Raw genomic sequence first — 20,950 nt, forward strand, 5'->3', positions numbered from 1 at the left:
CGGTTCTTCGAAGACTTTGTTTATGACCTGACGCCTCCTTCCGTGACATGAACAATCGATTTTGCCAAAATCTCTGTCATCTCTTCAAGCTCAGCCTCAGTCGCGGCTAACGGCGGAATGAAAACAATCACATTGCCTAGCGGTCTCGTTAGCATGCCAAGCTCTCTTGCCCGCTGACTCGCCCGCACGCCTATTCGTTCTCCCCACTCGTACGGTTCCCGTGAATCTTTATCACGGACGAGCTCGATCCCGATCATCAGTCCTTTTTGACGGATTTCACCGACGTGTGGTCTGTCACTCAGCGGCGCTAGTCTTTTTTGGACAAATAATGCCTTCGTTCGGACTCCCTCCAACATGCTTCGCTCCTCAAAAAGTCCCAAACTGGCCAAAGCAACCGCACAACCAAGCGGATTCCCCGTGTAAGAGTGTCCATGGAAAAAGGTCTTCTGCTCCTGATAATCCGCATAAAAAGCACTATAAATCTCATCCGTAGCCAGTGTGGCTGCCACAGGCAAATAGCCGCCGGTCAGTCCCTTCCCGACTACCATCAGATCTGGCGTTACACGCTCCAAATCACAAGCAAACATCTCTCCCGTCCGTCCGAAGCCTGTCGCCACCTCATCGGCGATAAACAGCACGTCATGTTTACGGCAAAGCTCAGCCATCTCGTGCAAGCATCCCTCCGGCATCACAACAATTCCACTGGCCCCCTGAACTATGGGCTCCACGATAAGGGCCGCTATCTCGTCAGCCCGCGCTTCCAGCAATTTGCGCAAAGCATTCAAGGTTGCTTCCTTGGCTCCCTCCGCCCCCCCATCATGGCGATACGGATAAGGGTAAGGGATCGTGTGCGACTGGAACAGCAATGGACGAAACACCTCATGATACAGCGGAATCGCCCCTACGCTAACGGCACCAACCGTATCTCCGTGGTATGCCTGATTCATCGTAATAAACGACTTTTTGCCCCGTACCCCTTGGTTATGCCAGTATTGAAAGGCCATCTTAATTGCAATCTCAACCCCCGTAGCTCCGGAATCCGAATAAAACACTTTGTTTAATCCATCCGGCGCGATTTGCACCAGCCGCTCGGCTAGCTCAATTGCCGGGATATTTGCCATGCCTAGCAGTGTTGAGTGTGCCACAAGCTCCAGCTGATTCGTTAATGCCTGATTAAGCTCCGGGACATTATGTCCGTGAACATTTAGCCAAACAGAGGAAAAACCATCGAAGTAGGCTCTTCCTTGGACATCATAAAGCTTGACGCCTTCACCGCGTTCAATGATGAGAGGGTCCTCGTTGTTGTAGTCCTTCATTTGTGTAAAAGGATGCCATACATGTGACTTGTTTAGGGCAGCAAGGTGTTCATAGGACTTTGACACGAAAATCCCCCTAGATAAAAATTTATTGTCAACTTAAAAACTTATATTTTGGTTGACAATAGAATGTCGTAATTCTAGCAGATCATATCGTCTCTGTAAACACATTTTCATTTATCCCACGGTTAACATAAAAAAAGAGCAACACAAAGCGTCATGAACACTTTGCATTACTCATCTTTAAAAATTGTAAATTAAAAAGGTTTATTGTCGAACAACCTCTTGTCGAACAGACAATAATGCTGTCAAATCCAGGAATGAATTTACGACACGTCGAACGCGTTTATCGACATCAGGATGAATATCGCTGTAAGCTATTCCGGTCTGAAAGCTCTTCCGCTGATCGCCGCCAATCGAAATCCACTCCGGACAGTTTATGCCATGAAGATTTCGAACAATTGTTTGCAGCTGTGTTAGTGAGCTTACGGCTACGGCGCCGCCAGATGAACTTACAGACAGTACGGCTTTGTTGTTAAAATGGTCTTGTCCGAGATGATCAAGCGCATTTTTCAGAACACCCGAGATTCCGCTATGATATTCGGGAGTTGCCAACACAATGCCATCTGCATCAAGCATCGCACGCTTCAATTTCTCCAGTGCCTCATGTCCTCCATGCGCATTATCTGGCGAATAGAACGGAACAGGCGTTTGGTGCAGATCAATCAGAGTAGCTTGATGTCCATTCGAAGTTACCAAGTGCTGGATATATTCGGCAAGTCTCGTACTTGTAGCTGCCTGGTGGTTACTTCCTGCAATAAGGGTGACTTTCATAAATATCTTCCTTCCTGTTTTTGGAGTTATGAGTAGGTAATGATTGAACGATGCTTCTATTATACCTCATTTTCATTAAATTTCCAGCATTAATTAGAATTATTATCAAAAAGGTTTTATTATCATAAAAGTAAAAAAGCTGCCCCGCCATGGATGACCACGGCAGAAGCAGCTCTATTGTTTATGAATTTATAAGTGCTAAGGAATTAGCAATCGAAGTACAGGTTGTACTCGTGCGGGTGAATGCGGATTGCAACAGCTTTTGCTTCGCCGCGTTTCAATTCGATGTAGTTATCGATGAAATCTTGTGTGAATACGCCGCCTTCAATCAAGAAGTCGGAATCAGCTGCAAGTGCATCCAATGCCTCATCTAATGTGCCAGGAACGCTGCGGATTTCAGCTTTCTCTGCATCGGACATTTCATAGATGTTTGTATCGAAAGGACCGTATCCAAGTGCACGTGGATCGATTTTCTTTTTGATACCGTCAAGACCAGCCATCAACATTGCTGCGAAAGCAAGGTATGGGTTAGCTGTGCTATCTGGTGTACGGAACTCGATACGACAACCTTTAGGTGTCACAGCTGCGATTGGAATACGAACTGCTGCAGAACGGTTACCTTTGGAGAATACAAGGTTTACCGGTGCTTCGTAACCAGGAACTAGACGTTTGAAGGAGTTTGTACTTGGGTTTGTCAATGCAATCAAAGCTGGAGCGTGGTAAAGAATACCACCGATATAGTTGATTGCCATTTCGCTTAAGTTCGCATATGCTCCTTTTTCATAGAACAAAGGCTCGCTTCCGTCGAAGATGGACATGTGAACGTGCATACCGCTACCATTGTCACCGAACAGTGGTTTAGGCATGAAAGTTGCTACTTTACCATATTCTCTAGCTGTGTTAGCAACGATATATTTGTATTTGAGCAGGTTATCTGCTGTTTTTGTCAAAGTGTCAAAACGGAAGTTGATTTCAGCTTGACCAGCTGTAGCCACTTCATGGTGGTGACGTTCGATACGAAGACCTGCGTCAGCAAGCTTGTTACACATTTCGGAACGAATGTCTTGTTGGGAATCGATTGGAGCTACTGGAACATAACCGCCTTTAACTGGAACTTTATAGGCAAGGTTTCCGCCTTCTTCTTTGCGGCCTGTGTTCCAACCTGCTTCTTCGGAGTCAACTTCGAAGTAAGACTTGTTCATACCATTTTCATAACGAACATCATCAAAGATGAAGAATTCGGATTCTGGTGCGAAGAATGCTGTAGTACCAACGCCTGTTGTTTGAAGATATTCTTCAGCTTTTTGAGCGATGCTGCGCGGATCGCGGTCATAGCGTTCGCCTTCAGGTGTATGGATGTTGCTCATAATGATCAATGTTGGGTGAGCTGTGAAAGGATCTACATATGCAGTTTCCGTATCTGGCATCATTACCATGTCAGATTGTTCAATACCACGGAATCCTGGGATGGAGGAACCGTCAAAAGCTACGCCGTTTACGAATGTATCTTCGTCTACTTCAGAAGCAGGCAAAGAAATATGCTGCGCTTTACCGGAAAGACCTACGAAACGAAAATCTACCCACTCAATATTTTTTTCCTTGATAAGGTTCAACACGTTTTGAACTGACATTTAAAAAACCCTCCCATTTCCGTACATTCAACGTACTTTACATGATTAATGTTCAACTTTTTGTTGTTATCTTGCACATATTATATAGCGATTAAGCTTTCACAGTCAATACTTATGTCAGGTATTTTTTATCGATGTGTAAGCTATGCTCACACTATTTCACATTCTTTTCTTATATACAAAAAAAGGAAACGAGTTCTTCTATAGAAGAAACTCGTTTCCTTGAGCATGAATTTATGTCAAAATAGCTTCTTTATGCGTATCGAACTTTTTGCCTAGCAATGGGGCAAGCTTCTCTAAATCAACCAGCAAATTCGCGAATTGCTCAGGGAACAGCGATTGTACGCCGTCGCCAGTCATGGAGTTGTCCGGATCCGTGTGCATTTCGATGATCAGACCATCCGCTCCTGCGGCAACGGAAGCTTTCGTCATCGGCACGACAAGTTCTCTGCGCCCTGTGCCATGACTTGGATCCGAGATGACCGGAAGATGGCTTAATTGTTTAAGGACTGGAATGGCAGATAAATCCAACGTATTTCGCGTGTAAGTTTCGAATGTTCGGATTCCGCGCTCACAGAGCATAACATTCGGGTTGCCGCCGGCAAGAATGTATTCCGCTGCATTCAAGAATTCATCATAAGTGGAGCTGAACCCGCGCTTAAGCAAAACAGGCGTTTGAATCGTACCTAGCTTGCGAAGCAGGTCAAAGTTTTGCATGTTGCGCGTGCCTACTTGCAAAATATCAGCGTATTGCGCACACACATCGACATATTCAGGTGTCATAACTTCCGTGATCGTCAGAAGGCCATGCTTTTTACCGGCTTCCGCCATCATGATCAAACCTTCAACGCCGACGCCTTGGAAGCTGTATGGTCCTGTTCTTGGTTTGAATGCGCCGCCGCGCAATACTTGACCTCCCGCAGCTTTAACCAAACGAGCGATCTCATCGATTTGCTCCGGGGTTTCTACGGCACAAGGTCCGCCCATGACAACAAGCTGCTCGCCGCCAATTTCAACGCCTTTAATATTGATAACGGTATCTGCCGGATGGAAGTCACGGCTTGCTAATTTGTATGATTTTGAAATTTTCACGACTTGTTCGACTCCTGACATTTGGCGCAGTTGCTCTGCTAATTTAGGATCTGCTTTACCGATAATACCGATGACTGTGCGATCTTCACCTTTGGAGACGTGAGCTTGCACACCTTGCTTCTCGATAAATTGGACAATTTCTTGAATACGCTCGTCGGACGTTTTGTTAGAAGTAATGGCGATCATGATATACACGCTCCTTATTTATATGGGTTGTTCCACTTAAACACTTCAACGCTTGTTCGCTTCTACGCTTTTAATCACTAAAGTAAATATACAACGCTTGACGAAGATTCGTCAAGCGTTAATTTATTTGCTATTCTTCTGATTTTGATGAGACGAGTTGATCCTTACGGATTCTGCGTTTTTCTTTGCGACGATTCGTATGATACTTGAGGAAGAGAACGACAGGGAAATAAGCGATAATACCAAGGATGGTTCCAACCACCATGCCACCAACAATCAAATCCAAACCACTTCGAATGATATTGGACAGTATATGCGGCAAATGATGAATCAGATAAATCTTAACGTGTTTGGGTACCAACCAATCCCCTACCTGTTTGTTAAGAATTGAGAACGGAATATAGATCACTTTCCCAAAAACAAACCCAATTAATGCCGCGGGAAAGTTAGCTCTTAACAAATAAACCAAGGGGAAAATAAGAACGAAAGCAAACCCAGCTGTAGGCAAAGTAAACATCTCTATAGCCAGACCAATTGAAAAGCCGCGCGCTACCTTAGAAGGGCCGCCTTTGGCACGTAAAAGAAGTAAATATTTGTACCTGAACCAGCGTTTGCTGCTTTTCCAATCGTAGCGAGTTTTCATCATTTTCACCTTCTGAGTGCTCTGCATGCTGGTCACAATCCCGCCCTGTGGAATAAATAGAAATCACTCACTGCTTGCCGATTTGGATTTAACAGCCGGAATGAGCTTCTTCATATTAATAGTACGTGTAACAGCCCAAGTGGTTTCATCTTTCGGATCGTAACTTTCTAGGTAAGAAATGACTTCTTTGGTAATTGGCGTCGGCGTTGATGCCCCCGATGTCACCCCAACCTTTCGAACATAGGTTAACCATTCACGATTCAGTTCGGTAATATCAGCTACTCGATACGCCCTTACTCCAGCAATTTCCTCTGAAACTTGCGCTAAGCGGTTAGAGTTATTACTTTTGGGATCTCCGACAACGATAACGAGGTCAGCTTCCTTAGCTTGCTCAGCAACTGCTTCTTGCCGTACCTGTGTTGCGAGGCAGATTTCATTATGAATTTCCGCCTTAGGGAACAGCTCTAATAAACGATTCATGATATGCCTGATATCCCACTGGCTCATCGTTGTTTGATTCGTAATAATGATACGCTCAGCCTTAATGTTCAGACGATCGGCTTCTTCCAACTTTTCAATCAAATGCACTAAGCCAGGGGCAACACCTACTGCGCCTTCCGGCTCAGGATGCCCCTTCTTACCAATATAGATAACTTCATAACCGTCTGCTACTTTTTCGCGAATTAAATCATGTGTTTTTGTAACATCCGGGCATGTCGCGTCGACAACCGTCAACCCTTTGTCCCTGGCAAGACGTCTAACCTCTGGGGAAACGCCATGTGCGGTAAATATGACAGTTCCTGTCTGAACTTGTTGCAATATTTCAAGACGGTTCTCGCCGTCAAGGGTGATGACTCCTTCTTCTTTGAAGAAATCAGTGACGTGTGCATTATGCACAATCATACCTAATATATAAATAGGTCTCGGAAGATTTAAATTTTTAGCCGTTTGCATAGCTAATGCCATCGCGTCTACGACGCCATAACAATAGCCCCTTGGAGATATTCGAATGACTTCCATGCCTTCCACCTGCCTACATCATCTGTTTTCCTTTCATTATAACGGATTACACAGGTATAGGAAAGTTAGCTGGCAGCCATATCATAAATGTACTGCCCTCGTCCTTACGTGTCGTCACTTCAACGGATCCGCCGTGCTCATCAATAATCCATTTGGCGATCGACAAGCCTAGTCCAGTGCCCGTAGTGAGCCCTCTGGATAAGTCCGCACGATAAAATCTGTCGAAAATATGCGGGATATCTTCCTTGTCCATGCCGATCCCCGTATCCGTGATTTGAATGCCGATAAAGTTATTCGTCCGCGACACCTGGAACGATACGATTCCATCTGGCGTATATTTGAATGCATTCTCAATGAAAATAAACAACAGCTGCTGCAAATAATCTCGATTCCCTTGCACAATGGCATGATCCAGAACGTCGAGGTCACCAACCTGCCACTCCGCAGTATGCTCCAGCAATTGAGCCCTTCTCACAACCTCCTGCACGAGCGGCAGTATTTCGACAGGACTCTTTTCCATGATAACACCTGCGTCTGCTCTAGCCAGTGCAAGAAGATCATTTACGAGCCGGCTCATCCGCTGAGCTTCTCCCGCAATATCATGCATGGCTTCCAGAGACATTTGCATCTGTTCAGGGGTAGCGAGTTCTGTCCCTGCTGTTTTCTTCCACATTTTTTCCAAAAGGTCTACATTCCCTCGAATGGTCGTAAGCGGTGTTCTCAGCTCGTGAGAAGCGTCCGATACGAATCTACGCTGTGCGCGATACGCTTCGTCCAGCTCCAGATAAGTAATCTGGATGCGTGAGAGCATGCCGTTAATCGTTTGCGTGAGTCGGCCGATTTCATCCAGCGGCCCTTGGTACTCGATGCGTTTCTCCAAATCATCCCCGCTGCCAATTTGATTCGCAGCATCAATCACACGTTCAATCGGTTGAAGCGCTTTGCGTGACAAAAACCATCCGAGCGAAGCGGCAACGATAATCGTAAGCAGCGCCCAGATCATAAGCGTATAGCGAAGGGTAACGGCCGTTTTCTCATAACTGCCAATGGGCACAGCAGCTTGCAATATTCCGATCAGCTGGCTGGCTTGATCATAAATCCCTTGATAGTAGATGAGAAAATCCTGCCCCAGAACTTTTGTTTTCTGAAAAAAGCCATTATCATCTACCATTAATTTATCGATGCTGGATTGATCTACTGGCAAAGAAACATTGTAAAATTGCAAGTTCGCCGAGCGATTAAAGCTTTTGAGTTTCACATTGTATAATTGCAGGAACGTATTCGTAGAATAAAAGTCTCTGTTCTCCAGCTCCAATTCCACGACTAGTCCCTTTTGTGAAAGGGCAATACTTTTCTGAATACGCAAGGAGGTATTCCCTGCTTCTCTCCTCAAGTCTTGACGGATCTGATCGTACAAAAAGTAATTCAGGAAAAAATACAGCACGAACCCGAAAAGCAGCATGGTCAGTGCCAAAACACCCGAATACCAAAGCGTCAGCCGCAAACGAAGCGACATATCAAGATTCTCCTCTCAACACGTAACCCGCTCCCCGGACGGTTTGAATCAATCGTTTATGGCCGAACTCTTCGGTCTTTTGACGCAGCAGCGCTATGTACACCTCGAGCACATTGGATTCGCCGCTGTAATCGTAGCCCCATATTTTTTCCATAATAATATCGCGGGAAAGTACTCTTTTGGGATTCTGCATAAACAGGTGAAGTAAATCAAACTCTTTGGTTGTCAACTCAATTAATTTATCGTCACGGAAAACCTCTCGGGTATCCAAATCGAGTATCGTATCTTCGTAGGTCAAACGGTTCGTCGGCTGTTCAGCCCGCTCCGTTCTTCGGCGCAGAAGGACACGCACCCTTGCGAGCAGTTCCTCAAGCGCAAAGGGCTTGACCAAATAATCGTCAGCACCAAGATCTAAACCTTTCACACGGTCGCTGATTTCATCTTTGGCCGTAAGCATCAGAATCGGTACCTCGCTCCCGCTTTCACGGACACGGCGTACAACCTCCCAGCCATCAATATGCGGCATCATGACATCCAAGATCACCAAGTTCGGCTCCGATCTTAGCATTTGCTTCAGACCCTCCGAGCCATTGCTGGCCGTTTCGACGGAATAACCTTCAAATGCCAAGCCTCGTCTCAACATAGACGTAATTTTCTCATCATCATCGATAACCATAATATTTTCCCTCATTGGTTGGCCCCCTTCTTTCTCTTCATTGTATCAAAAACATTTATCCAAGCAAAAAGAAGCGGAGCCAGCAAGCTTGCAGCCCGCGGGTCTCCACTTCCTTTTAACCGTACGTAGTCATTCTTCAGGTGCTGTTCTATTATTGAGCGGGTGTTTCAGCCAGCGTATTTTTGTCTCCAACCGTAAGTGGTACTTCCATACGCTTGCCGTCTCGAATAACACCAAGCGTTACTTTGTCGCCAACTTTTGTCGCTTGAACTTTCGTAATCAACTCTTGTGAGTTTTTGATCTTTGTGCCATTCAGATCTACGATCACATCATATTGGCGCAGACCGGCTTGGAAAGCAGGACTTTTGCGTTGAACGCTGCCAACTAATGCTCCGTCTGTATTCGAAAGCTTCAATTCACTGACCCAGTCTTTACCGATATCCTGCAAGCCAACGCCTAAGTAAGGAACAGGCTCTTTTGGAATTTGAACGTTATTCTTCAGGTTTTCCAATACAGATGAAATCGTGCTAGTCGGAATCGCGAAACCGATACCTTGCGCTTGAGAACTTACCGCTGTGTTAATTCCGATAACTTCACCGTTTAGGTTAAGCAGCGGACCACCGGAGTTACCAGGGTTAATGGAAGCGTCCGTTTGCAGTAAATGTTTGTATTCGCGTGTTCCTTTCGTATCCGGAATGCTGATTGGACGTTCCTTCGCACTTAGCACTCCTACCGTTACTGTGTGGTCAAAGCCATACGGGTTACCGATTGCAACAACCCAATCTCCGACATTAACATCTTCAGCCTTACCGAGAGGCAGAATCGGGAAATCTTTGTCACCTTCGATTTTGAGTACAGCCAAGTCTAAATCATAACTGTTACCAAGCAGCTTTGCTTTGAACGGTTTATCGTAGCCTTCTACTGTAATTTGAACTTCGTCTGCACCGTCTACAACATGCTCATTCGTTAAAATATAACCGGTTTTCTCGAAAATAAAGCCTGTTCCCATCCCCGCAGGCTGAAGTTCGCCGCTGCCCGAATCTTGTGTGCCGCTCTTCGGTGTTGTACTGCCACCACCGCCATTGTCTCCGAAAAATTGACGGAAGAACGGATCATCGAAAAGCGAATTACCGCCGCGAGTTGACTGCTTCGGTTTCACCAAAGATTCAACCTTAACGATAGCCGGTCCGGCATTTTGAGCAATTGCAGAAATATTGCCTGGGCGGACAACGTCAAGCCCTACATTTTTCACTTCACCGTTATCGCTTGAACTCTTCGTCGAAGCCGTTGTCGTACTCCCGGAGGCTAGCGGCTGGTTGCCTGTGAACATGTTCAATTTATCAGCACTGAACATGAGTGCGCCTACGACCAGAGCACCTGCCATGAAAGCTGCGAAAACGCTTTTTACGGATGAACGTTTTTTCGCGTGCGCATCCCATGGGCCAGGTCCTTGTGCAGAACCAATTTCAGGACCGAAACTGAAAGGGCGAAGGTTCTTCGGCGGTGTGACCTCCACGCTGGAAGTTCCATCTGTGCCTGAAGCAGAAGTTGTAAGTGCTTCCTGTTCGTTGTTTTCGTTAAAAGCTGATTTGTAAGGTCCGTAAGAATAATAATAAGAAGGTCTTTCTTTATTAGGTTCTTGCGGGTCGTGATGATTAGATTCTTTGTTCATGGAATCATTCGAATCGCTATTGTTATTCTGCGACTTGAAGAAGTCGCTGTAGTCTTTTTTGTTATCGTCCATGGTTCTTACCTCCACTTGTTTAATAAGTTATAATGTGCATGTTCGTTTGTAGGATTATGTCTTGCTGTTTATGGTTCTATCATGCACTCACAACCTTAAACGAATATTAAAAAACAATAAAATGGAGGTAAAAAAAGGACACTTTTACTGAATCCAAGCTTGCTCAACCTTTTTTAGCAGACCGGCGGCTTCTTTCATCCACTTGTCATCCACTTCGGCATCTGGATCCAACGGTGCTTGAAACTGATCAATCATCGCTCCGTAGGTTTCCGCTTCTGCCCCTTGATCAAGACCTTCATTGTAAACATGCTTCAATACAAAAGGCGTCCCCACTTCCACGATTGCATCCGTCGCTTCCGTGTCGCCATCAATTCTTCCAGTAACAACTTGAAATGGAATGCGCAGCCACACTTTATGTGCTTCATCTAAATAACGGTCGAAATAGCCATGATCGTAATCCCAGTTTCCACCTAAAGCAAAATCAAACTCATGCAGGTGGTCTCGTACACTGTCGAAAGACTCTTTGACCTGTTCTAATGATGATGATAATGTTTTCATTCAGACACTCCTTAAGCGCTCATATTAATTACCTTACGCATAGAGTGTGCCAAAATGTAGTTTTTATGTGTCCGGGATTCCTACGTCCTACTTCATCAAACCCAGCCTTTACGGTGTGCGAAAATAGCCAACTGTGTACGATCATCTAATTCACACTTCATTAATAAATTGCTTACGTGCGTTTTCACTGTTTTTATACTAATAAAAAGTTCCTCAGATATATCCTTATTGCTTTTGCCTTCCGCAATCAATAGCAGCACTTCCTTCTCGCGCGAAGTCAACCCTTCTTCCTCCGGTTTCGCATTGCGTTGTCGAACACCTCTCGTAAGGGCCAAAGACACTTCCGAATTCATTACGGGCATGCCGCGGTAAGCACTTTGAATGGCATGAATTAATTGGTCGGAAGAGACCGTTTTCAACATATAGCTGATCGCTCCCGACTCTACTGCCTCCAGCACTTTGGTTTCCTCCAAAAAGCTTGTCAGCATAATGACTCTGATCTCCGGAAACTTGCCGCATATTAGTTTCGTGGCGCCTATCCCATCGAGTACAGGCATCGTAAGATCCATCAAAATTACATCAGGAAGCTGTTGGGACAACTCTCCGTTTAACTTGTCGAAAGCCTCCTGGCCATTCCCGGCCTCCCCTACTACCTCCAGCCCCGGTTCCATGGAAATATAAGTCCTTAATCCAACCCGAACCATATCGTGGTCATCAACAATCATTACTTTAATGTTACTCATCGCTTTCTCCCTCTCTTTCCTTTGTGACGAATCCTGATTGTCCCGTAAAACGCGGAATGCGCACCCGCACTCGGGTACCTGATCCTAATTTACTATCGATTTCCACATCGCCGCCGAGCTTTTGTGCCCGTTCTCTCATCGTGGATAATCCATGGGAGGCTGACGGGATATCCCTGCGCTCGAAGCCTTGGCCGTCGTCCTGCAGTTGAAGCACATATTGGTGCTCCCTTTCATAGATCGCAAGCCGAACCCCTTTGGCAGAAGCATGCTTGACGACATTCGCGAGGCCTTCTTGAATAATTAAGAAAAACTGATGCTCAATCGCTTCCGATATCGTTTCATGCAAAGAAACATCAAGCTGGCCCTGCAGTTCATGGGTCCGGCAATATTCCGGAAACCATTTCTCCAGGGCTTCTTGTAAGCTCATGTCGTTTAATTCAATGGGTCTAAGTTGCGAGATCAAACCGCGCATCTGCTTCTGGGCATGGTGCGACATTTGAATAAGTTGATTCATCACAGTAGGAGCCGCGTCAGGGTTTCGCTCCAAAATTTTCGGTAAAGAGGAGGCGGACATATGAATAGCGAACAACTCTTGACTGACAGTATCATGCAAGTCACGGGCAAGCCGGCGCCTTTCCTCCATCACTGCATTCTCCGTAAGCTCCTGATCGCGAATGGCTTCAGCCTCGCCTAATTTCTGCAGCAGCTGAACGCGCTCTTCAACAGAGGCGGCCATTTTATTGAAAGCATCATATAAATACATAAAAGGTTCTACAGGCTCAAGCTCAATCCGGCTGGAGAAATTCCCCTTGGACAATTCAAGCATAGCCACATGAAGCTCATCGACCTTGCGCTGCCATCTCTTGGTTGCTACATAACCTACTGTTAAACAGACCGCTAAAATGGCAATGAGAAACCACATTCGGAACTCCCATGAAGCAAGCTCCCGATTGTAGTATTCAAGCACAATAATAATACTTGAGACGGTCAGTAAACTCGAAATCAGAAAGTAATTCAGCAGCTGCCACTTCATATTGAACATTCGCAATTTGTACATGCTCCATCCTTAACCTATCTTTTTGATTGTGATGTCACCAATAAACATGCTAGTCGTGACAATAAGTTTCCGCTCGGCCTCCTCATAATGCGAGGTTTGAGTTCTCACGCTGCGCAGAAAACCGCTCTCACGCCGATCAAGCACCTTCATATCTCCTATAAAAGAACTGGCCATAACGCGAACTTCTACATCAAGATCATTCGGAATAAAAATTTTCACATCACCGATAAATGCCGTAACATGTATCGTTGTTTCACCAAGGGGAATTGCTGCCCGGGTTAAGTCAATAACTGAATCTCCAATAAAGTGTGAAATTTGTATCGGCTTTAACTCCCAAGCTTCTTGGCCGAGATGAACATCCCCGATAAAGCCATGCCGATGAAGAACGTCACCGGAATCAAAATTGCGCACGAAATCATCGTATCGATGGCCGTTTTGATGAAGATTCTGCGTTTTCGGCTGTGCATGCCGCTCCGATTGAACTGGCTGCACCTTAGATGCCGGCTCTTCAGAATCGAGCCACTCCTCCACATGCTTCGTATGAAACTCGCCGTGGATATCCTTGAGAACCTCTTTTTCCTCATCGCTAAGTTTATGTTTGGTTTCATTTCCCGAGAAATGACCTTTCTCTACCTTGTCCTTATGAGCTGACGCTTTCGATGTAGGCTGATGCCAATTCGAGGAATCCCACGGATTACTATGTTTCTCGTGTTCCTTCCGTCTTGCCTCCCGCCTTTCTCTTCTTGCTCGTTCTCTCTCTTCTTTCATCGCGAGCCAATCAGGCGACTCTTTACGCCCCGGTCGGAAGATCACATTCAGTCCGAAGAAAATTAAGGCAATGGGCGCTAGAATCTTAAACATTTCTCCAAGAGAACGATCGGTCAAATTCAAATTCTTTAGGAGAAAAATCATTCCGATCCCGCAAACGAGCAAACTCCAAATCGATCCTCCCCAATGATACTTACGCTGCCATAGAAATCCAACAAGGCCATAAAATATTAGAATGACAGGCCAATACGTGGAAAACATATAGGCAAGATCAATATGAATGAACCCCAGTTGATTAAGTAAAAATAGGCTGCCTGCCGTCACAAGGACAAGCCCCCAAATCATGCGTTGAAACATATGTGGATTCATACATTCTTCCTCCATTTGTGTACATCGTTGTTAAGATACTTCTAGTCTATAAGATACAAGCAAGATTGAAAAGAGACGAAGGATTGAAGGCCGCCTCGGTCTAGAGACTGAGTTTTTTCAAATAAATAGAGAATAACTGACATGGTTTTTGGGAGATACGAACATTAACCTTTACATGTTATGTATTCTTACGCATTTCGTTGACATGTTTATCATCAGACCCGTATAATTGTTCCATTAGAACGCTTCGAATATAAGGAGAGATTACAAATGGATCAAATCCAACAGCTTTCCAGCGGTCTAGATACCATATGGGTGGTTCTAACTGCTGCCATGATCTTATTGATGGAAGGGGGCTTCGCGTTACTGGAAGCAGGCTTTGTCAGGCAGAAAAATGCTGTGAGTATTATTATGAAAGTGTTTGTTGATATCGCTTTCGGAGCACTTATTTTTTATTTCATGGGGTTTGCCCTTATGTACGGCAAAGACGCGGGTGGAATCATTGGAACGAGCGGCTTTTTCATGGGAGGAGATTTAACACATATTCATTTAAATATCTCACATGAGACCTACTGGCTTTTCCAATGCGCTTTCGTTATCGCGGTTATCTCCATAGTATCGGGGGCTGTTGCAGAACGTATCAACTTCCGAGCTTACATCCTTTACACCATTGCCATGACAGGCCTCATTTATCCGATTGCCGGTCACTGGGTATGGGCTGTAGGTGGCTGGCTGGGGAAATTAGGGATGGTTGACTTCGCCGGATCGGCTGTCATCCACGCCCTTGGCGGCTTTTCAGCGCTCGCAGCTGCCGTAATTATCGGTCCGCGAATCGGAAAATTTTCTGCAAACGGCTCAGCCAACATCGTTCCTCCCTCCAATTTACCTCTAGCTTCCGTAGGTGCCTTCATCCTTTGGTTCGGCTGGTTCGGCTTTAATTCCGGCAGTACACTGAGCGCCACCAATACATCGATTGGCCATATTGCCGTAACGACTATGCTGGCTGCGGCAGCAGGCAGCGCCACCTGCATCTTGTTTACCATGATGCGCTATCGCAAAGCCGATCCACCGATGGTTATCAATGGCGCACTCGCAGGCCTGGTCGGTATTACGGCAGGTTGCGCTTTTGTCAGCGATGCTGCCGCTATTTTCATCGGAGCCCTTTGCGGTATCGCGATGGTCTACACTACAGAAATACTGGAAGCCAAACAAATTGACGACCCCGTCGGCGCGTTCCCTGTTCATGGCATCAGCGGAAGCATTGGAACACTGGCTGTAGGCTTATTCGCACAACCTGACGCCATCCGCGAAGGGACTGCCGGTTTATTTTATGGCGGCGGATTCGGACTGCTGGGTGTTCAAGCATTAGGTCTTGTTACAGTTTGTATTTGGGGCTTCGCCCTCACTTGGGGCGTCATGAAGCTTATTAATCTTATCGTTCCTTTACGTGTGAGCAGAGATGAAGAACTTGTGGGCTTGGATGTAGGGAGTCACGGGGTTCCGGCTTACAGTCAGGAAGATGGTTTTCTGGATTTGGAGCAATTGAAAAAAGGATAAATAGACAACAAAAAACCCTTCCATCAGGAAGGGTTTTATATATTCCACTCAGTCAGAAAGCAGTTCTTCAAATCCTTCTGGAATGGTGATATCATCGCCTGGCTTGGATTCATTCATAATCTGTCTGGCACGCGCAATCTCTGCACGCAGCTTATTCACTTGTTCCATCGGTTTCTTCACATAATGGATATACTCAACAGCAAGATGGTGGTCAGGTTTCTTGCCAGTGAACATGCGACGAAGTGAAGACATCGCCTGATAAGCTCGCTCTTCCTTCATTCTCTTCATTTCGTAGCGCTCCACTACCTGCTCAATCTCTAAAGCCTGCTGTTCCTTGCGGGCAATGTAAGCTTCCAAGAAAGGAAATACCTCCGCGGCTTTCCTAGATGTCCTTTGAGAATTACCGTTCAATCGCATAGCACTCAGCATAGTCACTCACCTATCTCCCCATGTCAACATTCATCACAGTAATCTTATTTTACACTATTAAAAGGGATTTGAGAACCATTATTTCAAGATTAAATCGATTCCTACGACACCGATAGGGGTTCCCGTGTCATCTTTTATCGCTTTTGATAAAGTAATACACGGTTTTTTCGTAATAGCTGACACGTATTCCTGCGAAATAAACAGTTCACCGGCCATCGCCTGCTTCCACCACTCTCTCCCCTTCGCATTGACCAGCCCGGCTTCAGGCATTGAAAAGATGAAGGTACCGTCGGCCCGGTTCGACCATATGGCTTCAACCCCCTCTGTTTTCCTCAGAACTGCGCTTAACTGATCAGCATGCTTCATATCAACTAAAGATGTGATGTCAGGTATTAGCACAAGTGAACTAAGCAGCTGTTTCATCTCTTGGATATTGACGTTAGTTGTTCCTTTCTTAATCTGTAAACCAACGGCTTGAATGGCTTGGATCAACTCTGCCGAGGACCGATCGAGGTTTTGGTTGATATGCTGCAGCATCGAAACTTCTTCACGCTGCTTCTTCATTTGCGTTAGCGTGTTCTCTACACTATCCATGGTCTCATTCATCAATTCTACCACTTGTCCCAAAGAGAACCGCGTGCCAGTCACCAAGGTGGATTGCGTTTTAGTGGAACTTGTCGTACTCGCTACCAGATTATTGACATGAAGAATTAACGAGAAAATCGTATCGATTTTTTCTTTCATAACTTTCATTTCAGTAATTCCCAGAGCGACAGATTTCTTTTCTTCTGCAACTGCTGTCACCACTTGTGCAACGCCGCTCTCGATAGCCGTCAATATTTCTGATGATTTCGTCACTGCTTCATGACTTTGCGCAGCAAGCTTCTTAATTTCCTGAGCAACAACAGAAAAGCCCCGTCCTTGTTCGCCGGCTCTTGCGGCTTCAATGGAAGCATTAAGAGCAAGCAACGACGTTTGCGAGACGACTTCGGCAATGAATGTATTGATTTCTTCAATTTTTGACGTATGCCCAGTAAGATCCTGAATCTTCCGCTGCATCGTATCATTATTGATGTGCAGATCATTCATGACTTCATCCGTAGCGTTCAGGGAGCGGCACACATCAACCACCGTTTCTTTGGTTTGTTCGCTCTCCTGATGCATATGCAAAGAGGAATCTAAGATTTGGTCAGCCGCCGCTGCGACCTGCTGAATCGCGGCAAAAGCCTCCTGGAGCTGCCCTACTGCTTGATTGCTGCGCTGTTTCAAATCCTCTTCTCCTTGAATGGAAGCGTCGGCAATATAAAGCAGTTGGCCAATGGAACGGTTCACTTCCTCCACCGCCGCAGCCAATCGATCTGCAACAACCTGAGACTCCTGTATAAATGTTCTGAACTGTTCCTGTTGATCTTGGATTGCATTGCGCTCAGAAGACTTTCCAGCTTTACCGGCGGCAATTGCCACAATTCCTAAAAACAAAAAAACAGCCAAACCTGCAGCTGTAAACCAACGAGATGTAGAAAATAAATTGATTACACTTAATGCAATACCAATGAGAATAAGTCCAAACAACCAAGCTTTCTGTTTCATCTCTGCCTGCATAAGCAATTGCTCTCCTCCCAGAAGGACAAATGTTAGATTTTGCTACATTATATCGAAAATAGGCGACGATGAAAAGGAATAAAAAAAAGCAGAGACCTCACGGTCTCCGCTCTTTTTATTCTCATATTATTCGTAGTTCGTTATTTGTTTTGATTTTGAATGTTGTTTTGTTGCTGCTTATTAGCTACCGAAGTTTCCGCAGCGAATTCTACGTCTTGAGCTACTTTCGAGTTCATGTTGTTGTTCTTGTTGTTTTTGTTCTTAGCCATGTTCAATCACCTCCTGTATGTATATGGTTTCCCAAACAGGATTTTTTATGATGGAAATGTTTAAACAAAACTAACTTTACAACGACTTGGTCGGGGATAGGATCTCGTCCTTCAGCTGATTCCAAATAAGCTCAGTCACCTTGCCATTCCCTTGCTTGACGATAAATACTTTGACGGTTTTCTTACCCCATTCTTTGTATACCTGATCTTTCGTGTCAAAATACAAGTCAATTTTCTTCCCTTTAATCGCGCTTCCTGTATCAGCAACTACGCCATAGCCATAACCCGGGATAAACAAGACTGTTCCCAACGGGAAAACTCTCGTATCGGCAGCGATGGTCGATAAGGCTTTATCGTCCCGCTTTACTTTAATCCCTGAATAGGTAATCCCGTACTCAGGATGATCCGGATTCTTGCCGGTGGATTCTTTGCCCGCATAATATCCGGTAGCCGTCACTTCAACAGATTTAAGCTTGGACAAATCAGAATCCAGCTTCGGAACATAGCGATAATTGATTTGTTGTCCTCGTTCTTGTGCTACCGGCACTGAAACAGGTTCCGTTTCCCCCGGAATATCCATTTGATGCGGCGCTTGTATATGGCTTACGGTGTTGGCCGTGTCCCTTGTTTCTTGTCCGAAAAGCGCAATCAAAACATTCATGATCATCCATGTACCAAGCCATCTGGGCTTAGTAAATAAATCAGTAAACATCGTTTTGATACCTCCCCTACTATTGCAGGTTGTCCAGTTCATTCCAGAATTAAACCTCCATATGCATACTCACTGATTAAAATGCCCCCTTTTCGTTCCCTTATACATACCCAAATGCCTTATTTTGAAAACAAAAAAAGCAGAGAAGACGTCGTCTTCTCTGCTTCGCTTTTATGAATTTAAAGTTTTTTGCTAATCTCTTCATTGATCATGCCAATGACCTGTTCAATTGGGTGAGTGCCCAAGTCGCCTTGACCGCGTTTGCGGACTGAAAGGCTTTCATTCGTCACTTCATTTTCACCGACAACTAGCATGAATGGAATTTTCTCCAGCTGTGCCTCGCGAATCTTGTAACCCAGCTTCTCATTGCGGTTATCCGCTTCAACACGAATGCCTGCAGCCAATAAACGCTCAGTAACCTTATTCGAGAACTCCTCAAATGCAGGCGATACCGGAATAACTTTGGCTTGCACCGGCATTAACCAAGTCGGCAATGCACCTGCAAAATTTTCGAGCAGGAAAGCTGTCATCCGTTCCATAGTCGAGATGATTCCTCTATGAATGACAACCGGACGATGCTTCTGGCCATCTTCCCCTGTATATTCAAGTTGGAAACGCTCTGGCAACAAGAAATCGATTTGCGCAGTAGAGAGAGTTTCCTCTTTCTTAAGCGCGGTTTTGATTTGAACGTCAAGCTTAGGTCCGTAGAATGCCGCTTCACCTTCAGCTTCGTAGAACGGTAATCCTAACTCTTCAACCACTTCACGCAGCATGCGTTGGGAAGTTTCCCACATTTGATCGTCTTGGAAATATTTCTCGGTATCCTTAGGATCACGGTAGGATAAACGGAAACGGTAGTCAGTAATCCCGAAATCCGCATATACTTGACGAATCAGAGTGACAACGCGAGAGAATTCTTCCTTGATCTGATCCAGACGGCAGAAGATGTGCGCATCGTTCAATGTCATCGCACGAACACGGTGCAGTCCAGTTAAAGCACCGGACATTTCGTAGCGATGCATAGTGCCAAGCTCAGCAATTCGAACTGGCAGATCGCGGTAGCTGCGCATATCGCTCTTATAGACCATCATGTGATGCGGGCAGTTCATTGGACGAAGAACAAGCTCTTCATTGTCCATCACCATTTTCGGGAACATATCTTCGTGATAGTGATCCCAGTGACCGGAAGTTTTGTACAGCTCCACGTTAGCAAGCACTGGAGTGTAAACGTGTTGGTAACCTAAACGTTCTTCCAAATCTACAATGTAGCGTTCCATTGTGCGTCGCAATTTAGCGCCGTTTGGCAGCCAAAGCGGCAAGCCTTGACCAACTTCGCGGGAGAAAGCAAACATTTTAAGTTCTCTGCCCAGCTTGCGGTGGTCACGTTTCTTGGCTTCTTCAAGCAAATGCAAATGCTCATCCAGCTGCGCTTTTTTAGGGAATGCTGTTCCGTAAATACGCTGCAGCATTTTGTTCTTAGCGTCACCGCGCCAGTATGCACCCGCTACGCTTAGCAATTTGAAAGCCTTAATCTTGCCAGTGGAAGGCAGATGCGGCCCGCGGCATAAATCAAAGAATTCACCTTGGTCGTAAATAGTAAGCACGGCATCCTCAGGCAGATCGCGAATGAGCTCAAGCTTATAAGGATCTTCCATTTCAGTGAAAATGCGAATCGCTTCCTCACGGGAAACCACGCGGCGAGTAATCGCCAGGTTCTCATTGGAGATGCGTTCCATTTCCTTCTCAATTTTCACCAAATCTTCAGGATTCAGCGGTGTTTCCAAATCGATGTCATAGTAGAATCCATCTTCAATGACAGGTCCTATTCCTAGCTTTACAGCTTTGTCGCCATAAATTCGTTTAATAGCTTGAGCCATCAAATGTGCAGTACTGTGACGATACATTTCTAAACCCGCTTCATTATCGAGCGTCAAAATTTCAACATCTGCATCATTTTCCAAAGAGAATGACAAATCGACTGATTTTCCGTTCACTTTGCCGCCTACCGCATTTTTCTTCAGCCCGGAAGAAATGGATTCCGCCACTTGTTCAATGGTCGTTCCAACTGCGTACTCTCTCACTGCGCCATCTGGTAATTTCACTTGTACAACCATTTTCGTTCCTCCTGTATATGTGATTGAACGCAAAAAAGCACACTGCATCCCAAAAGGGACGAGTGCGCTCAGCTCGTGGTTCCACCCTAGTTCGATTCGCTGCATGACCTACAG

19 protein-coding genes are annotated in these 20,950 nt (G+C 45.4%); 1 reads left to right on the forward strand and 18 read right to left on the reverse strand.

Annotated elements, in window-relative coordinates; genetic code table 11:
* Positions 1-20 precede the first annotated feature (20 nt).
* The 13 genes from bioA to liaF form a co-directional block, all read right to left on the reverse strand.
* A complete protein-coding gene (bioA, locus tag J2Z65_RS07655; protein ID WP_420850847.1) occupies positions 21-1,388 on the reverse strand; it encodes an adenosylmethionine--8-amino-7-oxononanoate transaminase in 1,368 nt (455 codons plus the stop codon).
* Between the two features lie 195 nt (positions 1,389-1,583).
* Positions 1,584-2,150 (reverse strand): NADPH-dependent FMN reductase, encoded by a 567-nt coding sequence (locus tag J2Z65_RS07660; RefSeq protein WP_167061823.1) that lies wholly within the window; start codon positions 2,148-2,150, stop codon positions 1,584-1,586.
* A 206-nt stretch (positions 2,151-2,356) separates the two neighbouring features.
* Positions 2,357-3,781 carry a type I glutamate--ammonia ligase gene (gene glnA / locus J2Z65_RS07665; RefSeq protein WP_167061826.1) on the reverse strand — a complete coding sequence of 475 codons (1,425 nt, stop codon included), beginning with the start codon at positions 3,779-3,781 and terminating at the stop codon, positions 2,357-2,359.
* Between the two features lie 234 nt (positions 3,782-4,015).
* On the reverse strand, positions 4,016-5,059 hold the full coding sequence (gene aroF / locus J2Z65_RS07670) for a 3-deoxy-7-phosphoheptulonate synthase (RefSeq protein ID WP_167061863.1): 1,044 nt from the start codon (positions 5,057-5,059) through the stop codon (positions 4,016-4,018).
* A 130-nt stretch (positions 5,060-5,189) separates the two neighbouring features.
* Entirely contained in the window at positions 5,190-5,705 is a 516-nt protein-coding gene (locus tag J2Z65_RS07675; RefSeq protein WP_240159829.1) for a DUF2062 domain-containing protein, read from the reverse strand.
* A gap of 60 nt (positions 5,706-5,765) precedes the next feature.
* Positions 5,766-6,722 (reverse strand): 4-hydroxy-3-methylbut-2-enyl diphosphate reductase, encoded by a 957-nt coding sequence (locus J2Z65_RS07680; protein WP_167061865.1) that lies wholly within the window; start codon positions 6,720-6,722, stop codon positions 5,766-5,768.
* 46 nt (positions 6,723-6,768) lie between these two features.
* Entirely contained in the window at positions 6,769-8,238 is a 1,470-nt protein-coding gene (locus J2Z65_RS07685; protein ID WP_167061868.1) for an ATP-binding protein, read from the reverse strand.
* 1 nt (position 8,239) lies between these two features.
* Positions 8,240-8,929 carry a response regulator transcription factor gene (locus tag J2Z65_RS07690; protein ID WP_167061870.1) on the reverse strand — a complete coding sequence of 230 codons (690 nt, stop codon included), beginning with the start codon at positions 8,927-8,929 and terminating at the stop codon, positions 8,240-8,242.
* Positions 8,930-9,065: 136 nt separating this feature from the next.
* Positions 9,066-10,658: a S1C family serine protease gene (locus tag J2Z65_RS07695; RefSeq protein WP_167061872.1), complete on the reverse strand. Its 1,593-nt coding sequence runs from the start codon at positions 10,656-10,658 to the stop codon at positions 9,066-9,068.
* Positions 10,659-10,802: 144 nt separating this feature from the next.
* On the reverse strand, positions 10,803-11,216 hold the full coding sequence (locus J2Z65_RS07700; RefSeq protein WP_167061874.1) for a YugN family protein: 414 nt from the start codon (positions 11,214-11,216) through the stop codon (positions 10,803-10,805).
* A 95-nt stretch (positions 11,217-11,311) separates the two neighbouring features.
* The gene (locus tag J2Z65_RS07705) at positions 11,312-11,959 is read right to left on the reverse strand and encodes a response regulator (RefSeq protein ID WP_167061876.1); all 648 of its coding nucleotides are present in this window, start codon (positions 11,957-11,959) and stop codon (positions 11,312-11,314) included.
* The gene (locus J2Z65_RS07710; protein ID WP_167061879.1) at positions 11,952-13,016 is read right to left on the reverse strand and encodes a sensor histidine kinase; all 1,065 of its coding nucleotides are present in this window, start codon (positions 13,014-13,016) and stop codon (positions 11,952-11,954) included. The genes J2Z65_RS07705 and J2Z65_RS07710 overlap by 8 nt, the downstream gene beginning before the upstream one ends.
* Positions 13,017-13,025: 9 nt before the next feature.
* Positions 13,026-14,153, reverse strand: coding sequence for a cell wall-active antibiotics response protein LiaF (liaF, locus tag J2Z65_RS07715; protein WP_240159830.1), 1,128 nt, complete (start codon positions 14,151-14,153; stop codon positions 13,026-13,028).
* Between the two features lie 270 nt (positions 14,154-14,423).
* Here liaF and J2Z65_RS07720 point away from each other — a divergent pair, with 270 nt between their 5' ends.
* Positions 14,424-15,710 carry an ammonium transporter gene (locus J2Z65_RS07720; protein WP_167061881.1) on the forward strand — a complete coding sequence of 429 codons (1,287 nt, stop codon included), beginning with the start codon at positions 14,424-14,426 and terminating at the stop codon, positions 15,708-15,710.
* 48 nt (positions 15,711-15,758) lie between these two features.
* On the opposite strand, the gene J2Z65_RS07725 is transcribed toward J2Z65_RS07720, so the two are convergent.
* From J2Z65_RS07725 to thrS, 5 genes are all read right to left on the reverse strand, one after another.
* Positions 15,759-16,139, reverse strand: a complete 381-nt coding sequence (locus J2Z65_RS07725) for a hypothetical protein (RefSeq protein WP_240159869.1) — start codon at positions 16,137-16,139, stop codon at positions 15,759-15,761.
* Positions 16,140-16,217: 78 nt separating this feature from the next.
* Positions 16,218-17,741 carry a methyl-accepting chemotaxis protein gene (locus tag J2Z65_RS07730; RefSeq protein ID WP_167061884.1) on the reverse strand — a complete coding sequence of 508 codons (1,524 nt, stop codon included), beginning with the start codon at positions 17,739-17,741 and terminating at the stop codon, positions 16,218-16,220.
* A 140-nt stretch (positions 17,742-17,881) separates the two neighbouring features.
* Positions 17,882-18,010, reverse strand: a complete 129-nt coding sequence (locus J2Z65_RS35670) for a hypothetical protein (RefSeq protein ID WP_275691049.1) — start codon at positions 18,008-18,010, stop codon at positions 17,882-17,884.
* A gap of 76 nt (positions 18,011-18,086) precedes the next feature.
* Entirely contained in the window at positions 18,087-18,722 is a 636-nt protein-coding gene (locus J2Z65_RS07735) for a 3D domain-containing protein (protein ID WP_275691050.1), read from the reverse strand.
* 179 nt (positions 18,723-18,901) lie between these two features.
* A complete protein-coding gene (thrS, locus tag J2Z65_RS07740; protein ID WP_167061886.1) occupies positions 18,902-20,836 on the reverse strand; it encodes a threonine--tRNA ligase in 1,935 nt (644 codons plus the stop codon).
* Positions 20,837-20,950: the final 114 nt, after the last annotated feature.

It is taken from the genome of Paenibacillus aceris, assembly GCF_017874035.1.
Classification (GTDB): Bacteria; Bacillota; Bacilli; order Paenibacillales; family NBRC-103111; genus Paenibacillus_E; species Paenibacillus_E aceris.